The sequence below is a fragment of the Pseudomonas sp. TE4620 genome, from assembly GCF_056279045.1.
The window spans coordinates 2,947,552-2,960,196 of sequence record NZ_JBWBQO010000001.1 but is presented as its reverse complement, the minus strand read 5'-3'; the positions used below and the strand labels follow the sequence as shown (position 1 = coordinate 2,960,196).

The window sequence follows — 12,645 nt, the reverse complement described above, 5'->3', positions numbered from 1 at the left end:
CCGGCAACCGCAAACGACTCGGAGCAAGGCTTTACTCATGAATACATCCGTGGATGCGCGAACCGGCAGTTGGCTGAGTGTCATCGCCCTGGCCCTGGCGGCCTTCATTTTCAACACCACTGAATTCGTCCCGGTGGCGCTGCTCAGCGACATCGGCCGCAGCTTCGACATGTCTACCGCCCAGGTCGGCCTGATGCTGACCATCTATGCCTGGGTGGTGGCCCTGGCCTCGCTGCCGATGATGCTGCTGACCCGCAATATCGAGCGGCGCAAGTTGCTGATCATCGTCTTTGCCTTGTTCATCCTCAGCCATTTGCTTTCGGGGGTGGCGCAGAGCTTTGGCATGCTGCTGGTCAGCCGTATCGGCATCGCCCTGGCCCATGCGGTGTTCTGGGCCATTACTGCCTCGCTGGCAGTGCGCGTAGCGCCGCCGGGGCAACAGGCCAAGGCCCTGGGGCTGCTGGCAACCGGTACCACCCTGGCGATGGTCATGGGCATTCCGCTGGGGCGGGTGGTGGGCGAGGCCCTGGGTTGGCGCACCACCTTCCTGGCGATTGCCGGGGTGGCCTTGGCAACCTTGTTGTGCCTGGTCAAATCGCTGCCGCTGCTGCCGAGCCAGAACTCCGGCTCGTTGCGCAGCGTACCGGTGCTGTTCAAGCGCCCGGCGCTGGTCACCGTGTATGTGCTGGTGGCGCTGGTGATTGCCGCGCAGTTCACTGCCTACAGTTACATCGAGCCGTTTGCCCTGAACGTCGCGCAGATCGGCGGCGAACTGACCACCGTGCTGCTGTTGCTGTTTGGCGGCGCCGGGGTGTTCGGTTCGGTGCTGTTCAGCCGCTACAGCGAGCGATTCCCGCAGGGCTTTTTGATCGGCGCGATCGCCATGCTGGCGACCTGTCTGCTGCTGTTGCTGCCGTTGGCCGCCGACTTCAGCCTGCTGGGTACCTTGAGCGTGTTCTGGGGTGTGTCGATCATGTGCTTCAGCCTGGCGTTGCAGTCCAAGGTGCTGATCCTCGCCTCGGACGCCACCGACGTGGCCATGGCCATGTTCTCCGGCATTTATAACATCGGCATTGGTGCCGGGGCGCTGATCGGCAGCCTGGTCAGCGTGCACATGGGCCTGGGTAACATCGGCTATGTCGGCGGATCGCTGGCCCTGGCGGGGTTGCTGTTGTGCGGGGTGACGACCTACAGGTTTGCCCGCGCCTAGGGGCTGCGTTGCAGCCCATCGCCGGCAAGCCAGCTCCCACACGGACTGCGCAAAACCTGCGGGAGCGGGCTTGCCCCGCGATCAATCGCGAATCTTCAGCAGCCCATCGCAGCCCAGGCAACGCACCTTTTTCAGCTTGCGCACTTCGCTGAAGCCGACCCGGCGGGACAGCGCGGTGCCAACCTCATCCTTGTACAAGTGCATCATCGCTGCGTTGCACAGTGGGCAGCGTACCAGCATCGACAACGGAAAGGTCAGGCAGCCAAGGCCCAGAACCACCAGGATAATGGCGGTGCCCAGGCTTTTCGGCATCCAGTCGAACAGGGTCAGCACCATCAGCGGCGCGCCGATATAGATGATGAAGTCATTGATGTAGATATTCAGAAACGCCACGCGGCGGTAGTCGAGCTGGGGCATTTCAGTTCATCGAGTCATAGGGCAGCAGGGCGGTGTCGACCACCATGTCCGCCGGCAGGGTGACAATCGCAGCCACCGGGCAGACGATGGTCACCCAGCAGAAGATCGTTGAATAACCTTCGTAGCCGCTGGCGCCAATCGTGGTCAGTAACTGGACGTTGGCCTGGGTGCCTTTGTAGTAGTCGCCGCTGCCGTAGCTGTTGGAGCCGCGCGCAAGAAAAGTGCCGCAACTGGCCAGGAGCAGGGTCGAGGCCAGGAGCAAAGAGGTGAGGATTCTGATGATGCCATTCCTTAGCAGATAGAGAGGCGAAACCTGCGCGCATTCTCGCACAACAGCGCTAGTATCCGCGCATCCCGCGTGCACTGAAGTACTCTTCGAGCACCTCTGGCCCGGCGCCGACCTGGGCCAGCGCGACGTAGCTGTCCGGGCGCAGCAGGTACACGCCGTCCCGCTGCAAGCCGGCCGCCTCGTGGGCGTCGCACCATTCGAACACTTCCAGCGGCATGCCGCGCTCGCTGCACCAGGCCACCAGGCTGCCGCTGGCCGCACCATACACCTGAACCTGCCAGCGCATCCGCGCCAGCCCGGCAAAGTTGTCGTGGGCGCCGTCGCTGACCCACGGCAGGCGCTCGCCACCATGTACCTGGCCGGCGCTGCCGACGCTCAGGGGCATGTCGCGGTAGTTCAGGGTGATTTGCGAAACGGTGCGGAACAAAAACGTCCGCGCAGTTTTGAGCGCCGCCACCCGCGGCAGCAGCACGGGGGCCAGGCGGGTGCGCAGCAGGGCGGCCAGGCGGCCGTCGGCGGTGATGAAGTTGAACACCTGGTCGGTGGTCGCCACCAGCCGCTGGGCAAAAGCACTGCGCTCGATTTCGTAGGTTTCGAGCAGGGCCTCGGTGGCGCTGCCTTGCAACACCGCCGCCAGTTTCCACGCCAGGTTGATGGCATCGCCGATGCCGGTGTTCATGCCCTGGCCACCGGCCGGGCTGTGTACGTGGGCGGCGTCGCCAAGCAGGAAGGCGCGCTGGTGGCCAAACTGCTCGGCCACCCGGTGGTGCACGCGGTAGGTAGAGAACCAATTGACCTGATGGATCTCGACCTTCAGGTGCTCCATGGCACGCTGGCTGACATCCTCGAAACGCAGGTCGCGGGGGTGTTCGGCACGCGCGTCGCGCACCGTGCCGATCAACCGCGCGCGGCCGCTGCCGGCCAGTGGGAATACGGCGAGAAAGTCGGCCTCGTCGAGGTCGACGTGCAGCTCGCCATTGAACGCCGGCCCCGCGCCATCGACATCGGCGACATAAAACACCTGCTCGTAAGTGCCGCCGGGAAAGCCGATGCCCAGGACCTTGCGCACCGTCGAGCGGGCGCCGTCGCAACCGGCGATGTAATCGGCTTGGCAGACTTCCTCGACGCCGTCGGCATGGCGCAGGCGGGCGGTGACGCCTTCGGCGTCCTGGCTGAAGCCGAGCAGCTCGGTTTGCCGTTCGACGGCCACCGCAAAGCGCTGCAGGCGCTCGATCAGCAGTTGCTCGTGCTGGTCCTGCGGGTAGATATGCAGGAACGGGTAGGGCGTAAGTTCGGCGCCAATGCTGTTGAACGGCAGCCGCGCGGCGGTTTCGCCCTTGACCCACAGGTTGGCCGCCGGCACCTGGTGGCCCTGGGCGAGGACTGCCTCGGTCAGGTCCAGCTGGCGGTACAGCTCCAGGGTCCGCGCCTGCACCGCCAGGGCCCGGGAGGTGGTGCCGGGGCCGCTGGTTCTGTCGATGATCCGCACCTTGATGCCCAGCTTGCTCAGCCACAGCGCCAGCACCAGCCCGGTGGGGCCGGCGCCGATAATCAGTACGTCACAGCGGTTCATCGCAGGCGCTCCTCAGCGCTGGGCGAACGCCAGGTTCAGGCCCAGGCCGGCAAAAGAGGCAGCAAAACTGCGGCGCAGCCAGTTCTGAACCCGCGGCGATTCAATCACCGCGCGACGGAACAGGTTGGCCAGCAGGCCATACAGCACAAACACCACGAAGGTCATGAGCATGAACACTGCGCTCAGGCTGAGCATCTGCCCGCTCACCGAGCCCGCCTCGGCGCTGATGAACTGCGGCAGGAACGCCAGGAAGAAAATCGTCAGTTTCGGGTTGAGGATGTTCAGCAGGCAGGCCCGCAGGATCAGGCTGCCAGCGCTACCCACCGCGCTGATGCTGTCGACGGCGAAGGCCGAGCGGTCGCGCCAGGTGGCGTAGGCCAGGTACAGCAGGTAGGCGACGCCGGCGAACTTCAGGCCCTGGAAGGCCAGGGCACTGGTGTGCAGGATCGCCGACAGGCCGAGGATCGAGGCCAGCAGGTGCGGGACGATCCCCGCCGTACAGCCCAGCGCGGTGTAGAGGCTGGCGCGCTTGCCGGCCACCAGAGCGGTGGAGATGGTCAGGATCACGCCGCTGCCGGGAATCAGCACGACGATCAATGAGGTAATGAGAAAATCCAGGCTCGGCATCGCGACAGGCTCCATCTCGTCAAGGTTGGCTGCAAGCATGTCTACAGACGTCAACCGTTCAGATCAAGTGTAAGAGCCCTGGCAGCTTTTGCTAGTCAGTCGTCGGCGCATGGCCTGGCTACTCGGCCTTGCCACGCACGATGCGCCCGACCTTGATTTCGTCGGCGTAGGCCTTGAGCTTGTCGGAGTCTTTGTACAGGCGATTCATCAGGTGCAGCACGGCAACCACGTCGACGCCGTCGATGCGCTCGGCCAGCTTGCTGATTTCACCGGCGGTGCGTTCCAGGTTGCCGGCGACGGCCTTGAGGTCGCGCTTGAGTTCGGCGGAAGATTTCTTGATGCCCATGGGGGTTCCGGGTGTGGGGTGAAAAGGGGGGCAATCGCGGGTCAAGTCGGGTCGCGATAGCTTTATCAGCCGGGAAACAGAAATGGGCTGACACCACTGCGCCCATAACCCTCGCGCTCCACTTCGGCGTCCAGCGCCAGGGAAGCGAGGTCATCGGCCAGCACTTCCTGGTCGCGGTCCTTTTCCGGGTACAGCACTTTCAGGTAGCTGTGGCAGTCGTTGCAGCTCTCGGCCTTGATCGCGGCATCCTGACGCTCCAGCGACCAGTAGTCGAGGGCGCCGGTGGCTTCGCAGTTGCTGCATTTTACCCGAACCATGTGCCAGCGGCTCTCGCATAAACTGCAATGCAGGTAACGCAGGCCGGCCTGGGCGCCGTTCATGATCACGCTGGCCACCGGCGCGCTGGCGCACACCGGGCAGTGCTGGCGCTGTTCGCCCAGCGAGGCCCTGGCCGAAGCCGGCAGGGCATTGGCCAACTGGGTGAAGTACAGCGACAGCGCGCTCCAGAGGAACAGCGCCTGGCCGCTGTCGACCTGCTCGTAGCTACCGGCCAGCAAGGCGCTGGCGCGCTCTTCCAGTTGCGCTGGCGAGTAGCCGCGCAAGGCGTCGAGGGTGCTGCGCACCGCTGGCGTGGCGTCGCCGTACAGTGCCTCGATCAAGGCGCCGAGCAGTTGCTGCCAGTAAGCGTCGCGCGGGTACTCTGCGCTTGCCAGCGGCGCCCGGCCGGCGTCCAGGCGCGCCGCCAACCCGGCCGCCAGCGCTTCAGGCAGTGGCAGGGTGGCAAGCAGTTGCTGCTGAGCCTCGGCGATACCGGCACAAAACCCCAGGTAATCGCCCATGGCGTGGCCGTCGGCCAGCTGGCGCAGGCGCGCCGCGCGTTTTGAGTAACGGTCCTTGAGCGACGGCAGCAGTACCGCGACGATCTCGTTGACGCCACCGCTGGGCGTCTGCACCGGGGTCATCTGGATGCTGCTCATTTGTCGCTCCCGGCTTTACCTTGCTTGCTGTTCAGCTGGCGGTACCAGCGGTCGTGGTGGGTCTTGGCCCAGCTGCGGCTGACGTAGCCGGTGAGCATGCCGCGGATCGAACCCTTGACCCAGAATGCCAGGTAGGCATGGCCGATGATCAGCAGAATCAGGCTGATGCCGGCCAGTGCATGCACCAGCAAGCCGATGCGGATGGTCGGGATACTGAACAGCGGCGCGAAATACGGCCGCCAGATCACCACGCCACTGAGCAGCAGCAGGCTGATCAGGGCCATGATGCCCCAGAACAGGATCTTCTGCCCGGCGTTGTACTTGCCGATGTTCAGCGCCGGCTCATGCTTGCCGGCCAGCACTTGCTTGACGTTCTTGAACCACTGCAGGTCTTCGCGTTCCGGCAGGTTGTAGCGCACGAAGCGCACGAACAGAAACATCAGCAGCAAAAATACCACCACGCCGAAAAACGGGTGGAGGATGCGCGCCAGCTGCGGGGTGCCGAACACCGCGTTGAGGCCGTTGAGCGAGGGGAAGAACCACGACAGCCCCGACAGCGCCACGGCGAAGAAGCAGATCACCATGAACCAGTGGCTGGCGCGCTCGATGAAGCGCGTACGCAGGATCAGTTTGTCCTTGTTCATGCGTGGGTATCCTCTTCGATCTTCTGGTCCTGTTCATCGACTTCGTTGGGGCCGACGCCGATGTAATGGAACAGGGTGCCGGCCAGGGTGGCGAAGAACGCCGCCGCGGCCACCGGTTTCATCCAGCCTTTCCAGCCCTGGATGGCGTTGCTGATGCGCGGGTCGGTGGGCAGCTTGTGGTACAGCTGCGGCTTGTCGGCATGCTGCAGCACGTAGACCACGTGGGTGCCGCCAACGCCTTGCGGGTCGTAGATACCCGCCCCGGCAAAGCCGCGGCCCTGCAGCTCGGTGACCCGTTCGCTGGCCTGGTGCAGCATGTCTTGCTTGCTGCCGAAGTTGATTGCCCCGGTGGGGCAGGTCTTGACGCAGGCCGGCTCCTGGCCGACCGACACGCGGTCGACGCACAGCGTGCACTTGTAGGCCTTGTTGTCCTTCTTGCTGATGCGCGGCACATCGAACGGGCAGCCGGCGATGCAGTAGCCGCAGCCGATGCAGTGCTCGGACTGAAAATCGACGATGCCGTTGGCGTACTGGATGATCGCTCCCGGTTGCGGGCAGGCTTTCAGGCAGCCGGGGTCGGCGCAGTGCATGCAGCCGTCCTTGCGGATCAGCCACTCGAGCTTGCCGCTTTCATCTTCGACTTCATCAAAACGCATCAGCGTCCAGGTTTCGGCCGACAGGTCGGCCGGGTTGTCGTACACGCCAACGTTGTGGCCGACCTCGTCACGCAGGTCGTTCCACTCGTTGCAGGCCACCTGGCAGGCTTTGCAGCCGATGCAGATGCTCACGTCGATCAGCTTGGCCACTTCGGCCTGGTGATCGCGGGTGTGCGGCGCCGGGGTCAGCACGTTGGTGGCTGAGCGGCGGACGATGTCTTGGGATTGCATGGACATGGTATTCGCCCTCAGACCTTTTCAATGTTCACGAGAAACGCCTTGTACTCCGGCGTGTGGGTGTTCGACTCGCCGATGCCCGGGGTCAGGGTGTTGGCCAGGAAGCCCTTGCGCGTGCTGCCTTCGTAACCCCAGTGGCAAGGAATGCCGATGGTGTCGACATCCTGGCCATCGACGGCCAGGCGGCGGATGCGCTTGGTCACCACGGCCTTGGCCTTGATGTAGCCACGCTTGGTGCTGACCTTGACCAGGTCGCCCTGAACGATGCCCTTGTCGGCGGCGAGTTTCTCGCCGATCTCGATGAACTGCTCGGGCTGGACGATGGCGTTCAACCGCGCGTGCTTGGTCCAGTGGCGGAACAGCTCGGTGATCGAGTAGGTGGTCGCCACGTAGGGGAACTCTTCGCGCTTGCCCATGCGCTGGCGGTCGCTTTCGTACAGTCGCGCGGTCGGGCTGTAGGTCACGTTCGGGTGCAGCGGGTTGCTCGCCAGCGGGCTTTCGGTCGGCTCGTAGTGCTCGGGGAACGGCCCGTCGTTCATGGCGCCGACCGAGAACAGCCGGCCCAGGCCTTCGGGCAGCATGATGAACGGGTTGACCTTGCCACCGGGGGCGGCGGTGACGGCGAAGTCGGGCACGTCGACGCCGCTCCAGCGCACACCGTCCCAGCCGATCAGCTTGCGTTTCGGATCCCACGGCTTGCCCTGCGGGTCGGCCGAGGCGCGGTTGTAGAGGATGCGCCGGTTCTGCGGCCAGGCCCAGGCCCAGCCCGGGGTGCAACCCAGGCCGCTGTCGGCGTTGTCGCGGCGGGCCATCTGGTTGCCCTGTTCGGTCCAGGAGCCGGCGAAGATCCAGTTGAAGCACTGGGTCGTGCCGTCGTCACGCAACTGCGAAAAGTCGCTGAGCAACTGGCCCTTGCGCAAAATCAGCTTGCCTTGCTCGTCGTGCAGGTCGGCCAGGGCGCGGCCGTTGGACTCCTTGGCCACTTCCTCGGGCTTGGGGTCCAGCGGGTCGGCGTAGTCCCAGGCCATATTGAGGATCGGTGCCGGGTTGGCGCCGCCTTCCTTTTCGTACAGCTCGCGGATCTTCAGGAACAGGTGGCCGAGGATCTTGCCATCGTGCCAGGCCTCGCCCGGAGGCGCCGCGCCGGCCCAGTGCCACTGCAGCCAGCGCCCGGAGTTGACGATCGAGCCGTCTTCCTCGGCAAAGCACGAGGAGGGCAGGCGGAACACTTCGGTCTGGATCGCCGCGGTGTCGACGTCATGCTGCTCGCCGTGGTTCTGCCAGAAGCTCGAGGTCTCGGTGGCCAGCGGGTCGATGATCACCAGGAACTTGAGCTTGGCCAGCGCTGCCTGGGCCTTGTTCTTGTCGGGGAAGGCCGCCACCGGGTTGAAGCCCTGGGCGATGTAGCCGTTGACCTTGCCTTCGTACATGCGGTTGCTGAAGTTGAGCACGTCGTAGCTGTCGTCCCACTTGGGCAGCCAGTCGAAGCCCCAGTCGTTGTCTTTGGTGGCCTTGTCGCCCCAAAGGCTTTTCATCAGGCTGACGAAGAATTTCGGCGTGTGTTTGTAGTAGTTGACCTGATCCTCCAGCAGCGCCACCGGCGTCACCTGCTTGAGGTAGGTGGCCATGTCGGTCTGCTCGTCGGACGGCAGGTTCATGTAGCCGGGCAGGCGCAGCGACAGCAGGCCCAGGTCGGTGTAGCCCTGGATGTTGGAGTGGCCGCGCAGGGCGTTGACGCCACCACCGGCCATGCCGATGTTGCCCAAAAGCAGCTGGATCATGCCCGAGCCGCGGATCATCTGCGCGCCGTTGGTGTGGTGGGTCCAGCCCAGGGCGTAGAGGAAGGTCGCGGTCTTGTCCGGGGCGCTGGTTTCGCCAAGGATCGCGCAGATCTTCAGGAAGTCGTCCTTGGGCGTGCCGCAGACGTTGGTGACCATCTCCGGGGTGTAGCGGCTGACGTGGGCCTTGAGCAGGTTCCACACGCAGCGCGGGTGCTGCAGGGTCAGGTCGCGCTTGGCGTAGCCCTTGCTGTCGAGCTCGTAGGTCCAGGAGCTGCGGTCGTAGCTGCGCTTGTTGGCGTCGTAGCCGCTGAACAGGCCGTCGTCGAAGTGGTAGTCCTCGCGCACGATCAGGCTGGCGTTGGTGTAGTGGCGTACGTATTCGTGCTGGATCTTGTCGTGGCTGATCAGGTAGTTGACCACGCCCATCAGGAAGGTCACGTCGGAGCCTGCGCGGATCGGCGAGTAGATGTCGGCCACCGCGGCGCTGCGGTTGAAGCGCGGGTCGACGACGATGACCTTGGCGCCGTTGCGGATCTTCGCCTCGATCACCCACTTGAAGCCCACCGGGTGCGCCTCGGCGGGGTTGCCGCCCATGATCAGCACAACGTTGGCGTTCTTGATGTCGACCCAGTTGTTGGTCATGGCGCCACGGCCAAAGGTCGGCGCCAGGGCCGAAACCGTCGGCGCGTGGCAGACCCGCGCCTGGCTGTCGGTGCCGAGAATGCCCAGGGCACGGGTGAAGCGCTGGTCGAGCGAGCCGGTTTCGCTGCTGGCCGCCGACGAGCAGAGCATGCCGGTGCTGAGCCAGCGGTTGACCGTGGTGCCCTTGGCGTTCTTCTCGATGAAGTTGGCGTCGCGGTCGTCCTTCAGCAGCCGGGCGATGCGCTCGATGGCGTGGTCCCAGCTGATGCGCTGCCATTTGTCCGAGCCCGGTGCGCGGTATTCGGGGTAGAGCAGGCGCTGTTCGCTGTGCACATAGTCGACCAGGCCGGCGCCTTTAGGGCACAGCGAGCCACGGCTGACCGGGTGATCAGGGTCGCCTTCGATATGGAAGATCCGCGCCTTGGCGTTCTTGGCGCCGTCGCCGAGGCTGTACATGAGAATCCCGCAACCGACCGAGCAATAGGTGCAGTTGTTACGGGTTTCCTTGGCGCGCAGCAGCTTGTACTGGCGCGACTGGGTCGCCTGGGCCACGCCCGGGGCAAAGCCCAGGCTTGCACAGGTGGCGGTGGCGACGCCGGCGGTACACAGCTTGAAAAACTGTCGTCTGCCAAGTCCCATGGGTATCTCCTCGTTCTTATCGGCTGCACAAAGCTGCGGGCATAGGCATGCCCGGCAACAAGGCGTCGCAAGCGCAGTTGGCTGGGGTGTCGAAGCACGGTGTGTCGCAGGTCCCTGTCTGGCGCAGGGTTTTAAGCGGACGTATGCGCGCTAGTGTATTCCCGTACGGAATGTGGGACTAATCGACCTTGTTGATAGGTCTATCGACAGGATCTATCAAGGCCTGGGCCATGATCAACTGTTCGCCAGGCAACAGCAGTTGGACAGATACCCGCAATTCGAACAATTGTTTAAACCGTTGAAACCGCTCAAACCCAAGGATTTCAAGGGATTTTGTGGTTGGCACGGACGCTGCAACAGCTCCCTTCGAGATTGACTATACCAATAGAAACTCGCCTATTTTTTAATCAGGTGGGGAGCAAGACCTTGAATTTCGTGCCTCGGGCAACATCCGTTTTATCCAAATCTTCGACCAAAGTAGTAGGCAAGGACTGGAAGCTGGCCAGCGTCGGCGCCGCCCTGTTGAGCCTGGCGCCGCTGGCCCAGGCCGAAGACGCCACACAGACTGAAAAACGCCTGGAGACGGTTACCGTCCAGGCCGCCAAAGCCACCCCGGTAGAAGCGGCGCAGGCGCAACTGGACGAGATCCCCGGCGGTACCGGGCTGGTCCAGCAGGCGGAGGTGGAGAAGGGCCGCTCGGCCACCCTCGAAGACACCCTGGCCTATCAGCCGGGGGTGTATGCGCAGGCGGCCGGCGGCAACGATGCGATCAAGATTTCCATTCGCGGCTCGGGCGCCAACACATCGCCTGGCTACTTTCGCGAAGGCACCAAGTTTCTCTTCGACGGCCTGGCCCTGACTGGCGCCGGTGGCACGCCCTACGAGCTGCTCGACACCCAGGGCCTGAGCTACACCGAGGTACTGCGCGGTGCCAACGCCTTCGAATACGGCGCCTTGTCGCTGGGCGGGGCGATCAACTTCGTTACCAACTCCGGCCTCACTGCGCCGGGCAACCGCATCAAGGTCGAAGGCGGCAGTTTCGGCTGGCAGAAGCAGACCCTCAGCACCGGTGGCGTGGCTGGCAATGCCGACTACTTCATCAGTGTCGACAACTCCAAGCGCGACGGTTACCAGGACTTCACCTTCACCAAGGCCAAGGGCGTGGTGAGCAACTTCGGCTACCGCTTCAACCCCAAGCTGGAAACCCGCCTGTACATCCGCTACCGCGAGGAATACCACGAAAACTCCGGGGCCCTGACCCTGGCGCAACTGAAGAAGAACTCCTCGCAAACCAACCCCAGCACCCGCGCCACCCGCGGCGACTCGACCAAGGAAGGCTCAACCTGGGTCGGCAGCAAGACCACCTACACCTTCGATGACGATTCGACCCTGGTGGCCGGGCTGGTCTATCACAATTACCCGCAGATCCTTAGCAAGAAGAGCACGGTCAACCCCAACTACTGGGACTGGCGCGACATCAACTACTCGCTCAAGTACACCCGCAGCGACCAGCTGTTTGGCCTGCCGAGCACCACCACGGTCGGCTGGAGCAGCACCCAGCACATCCGCTCCGGGGTGCGCACCTACAGCGGCGACAAGGACCTGGGCCGGTTGCAGAAGCAGGTCGAGTACGACGGCTCGTTCGACCATGTGTTCTCGCTGGGCAACGACCTCGGCCTGACCGACAACCTGTACCTGTCCACGGGCCTCTCGGCCATTGAGGTCAAGCGCAATGTCGATGTCAATTTCAGCGACCGGCCCAACACCAGCGGCATCCCCAGCCACTATCGCTATCAACAATGGAAACTGGCGCCACGGCTCGGCCTGCGTTACTACCTGACCCCGGACGTGCAGGTGTTCGGCAACGTCAGCCGCTCGATCGACCCGCCCAGCTCCTGGTCCAGTTCCGGCTCGGGGGTGACCACCAACTTCGCCAAGACCCTGGTGCCGCAAAGCGCCAACACGGTTGAACTGGGGATTCGCGGGCGTTCGGAGATTTTCGACGGCAGCCTGACCCTGTACAAATCGTGGATCAAGGACGAGCTGCTCAACGTCGAAATCCTCCCGGCCACCAACACTTCGGCCGCCGTGGTCTCGACCTCCAACGCCAGCCCGACCATCCACCAGGGCATCGAGGCGGGGCTGACCACCAAGCTCTGGCAACGCGATAACGGCGATGTGCTGAGCTGGCGCCAGGCCTACACCCTCAACGACTTCCACTACCGCAACGACCCGCTGTTCAGCAAGAACGAGCTGCCGGGCCTGCCCAAGCACATCTACCAGGGCGAGCTGTTCTACCAGTACGCCAACGGCTTTTACGCCGGGGTCAACGTGCGCTCGGCATCGAGCACGGCGGTGGACTACGCCAACAGCTTCTACGCGCCGTCCTACACCCTGTGGGGCGCACGCCTGGGCTATGACGCGCCGAACAAGACCTGGCAGGTGTACCTGGACCTGAAGAACCTCACCGACAAGGACTACGTCACCGCCCTGGTGCCCAGCTACGACGCCAAGGGCCAGGACACCGCTTCGCTGTACCCGGGTGACGGCTTCGGCGCCTACACCGGGATTGCCTACAACTTTTGAGCCAGGGGCGGGTGCCGTTCG

Annotated in this window: 11 protein-coding genes; 2 read left to right on the top strand and 9 right to left on the bottom strand. The window is 64.0% G+C overall.

Features of this window, described 5'->3' with window-relative positions; translation table 11 throughout:
- Positions 1-37 precede the first annotated feature (37 nt).
- Positions 38-1,210, top strand: coding sequence for a sugar transporter (locus ACZ9A3_RS13670; protein WP_258607334.1), 1,173 nt, complete (start codon positions 38-40; stop codon positions 1,208-1,210).
- An 81-nt stretch (positions 1,211-1,291) separates the two neighbouring features.
- Here ACZ9A3_RS13670 and ACZ9A3_RS13665 read toward each other — a convergent pair whose 3' ends face one another.
- The 9 genes from ACZ9A3_RS13665 to fdnG form a co-directional block, all read right to left on the bottom strand.
- Positions 1,292-1,627 (bottom strand): hypothetical protein, encoded by a 336-nt coding sequence (locus tag ACZ9A3_RS13665; RefSeq protein WP_258594042.1) that lies wholly within the window; start codon positions 1,625-1,627, stop codon positions 1,292-1,294.
- A 1-nt stretch (position 1,628) separates the two neighbouring features.
- Positions 1,629-1,889 carry a YceK/YidQ family lipoprotein gene (locus ACZ9A3_RS13660; RefSeq protein ID WP_309475560.1) on the bottom strand — a complete coding sequence of 87 codons (261 nt, stop codon included), beginning with the start codon at positions 1,887-1,889 and terminating at the stop codon, positions 1,629-1,631.
- Between the two features lie 76 nt (positions 1,890-1,965).
- Positions 1,966-3,489: an FAD-dependent oxidoreductase gene (locus tag ACZ9A3_RS13655; protein ID WP_476252780.1), complete on the bottom strand. Its 1,524-nt coding sequence runs from the start codon at positions 3,487-3,489 to the stop codon at positions 1,966-1,968.
- Positions 3,490-3,501: 12 nt separating this feature from the next.
- Positions 3,502-4,116 (bottom strand): LysE family translocator, encoded by a 615-nt coding sequence (locus tag ACZ9A3_RS13650; protein ID WP_258597815.1) that lies wholly within the window; start codon positions 4,114-4,116, stop codon positions 3,502-3,504.
- A 118-nt stretch (positions 4,117-4,234) separates the two neighbouring features.
- The gene (locus tag ACZ9A3_RS13645; protein ID WP_045194298.1) at positions 4,235-4,462 is read right to left on the bottom strand and encodes a hypothetical protein; all 228 of its coding nucleotides are present in this window, start codon (positions 4,460-4,462) and stop codon (positions 4,235-4,237) included.
- A 65-nt stretch (positions 4,463-4,527) separates the two neighbouring features.
- Positions 4,528-5,439, bottom strand: coding sequence for a formate dehydrogenase accessory protein FdhE (fdhE, locus tag ACZ9A3_RS13640; protein ID WP_093381292.1), 912 nt, complete (start codon positions 5,437-5,439; stop codon positions 4,528-4,530).
- Entirely contained in the window at positions 5,436-6,083 is a 648-nt protein-coding gene (locus tag ACZ9A3_RS13635; protein ID WP_213603920.1) for a formate dehydrogenase subunit gamma, read from the bottom strand. The genes fdhE and ACZ9A3_RS13635 overlap by 4 nt, the downstream gene beginning before the upstream one ends.
- Positions 6,080-6,970: a formate dehydrogenase subunit beta gene (gene fdxH / locus ACZ9A3_RS13630; protein WP_275559268.1), complete on the bottom strand. Its 891-nt coding sequence runs from the start codon at positions 6,968-6,970 to the stop codon at positions 6,080-6,082. Before fdxH ends, ACZ9A3_RS13635 begins: the two co-directional genes overlap by 4 nt.
- 17 nt (positions 6,971-6,987) lie before the next feature.
- Positions 6,988-10,038 carry a formate dehydrogenase-N subunit alpha gene (gene fdnG / locus ACZ9A3_RS13625; RefSeq protein WP_476252779.1) on the bottom strand — a complete coding sequence of 1,017 codons (3,051 nt, stop codon included), beginning with the start codon at positions 10,036-10,038 and terminating at the stop codon, positions 6,988-6,990.
- A gap of 498 nt (positions 10,039-10,536) precedes the next feature.
- Between fdnG and ACZ9A3_RS13620 the strand changes: the two genes are divergently transcribed.
- On the top strand, positions 10,537-12,624 hold the full coding sequence (locus ACZ9A3_RS13620) for a TonB-dependent receptor family protein (RefSeq protein WP_476253333.1): 2,088 nt from the start codon (positions 10,537-10,539) through the stop codon (positions 12,622-12,624).
- Positions 12,625-12,645: the final 21 nt, after the last annotated feature.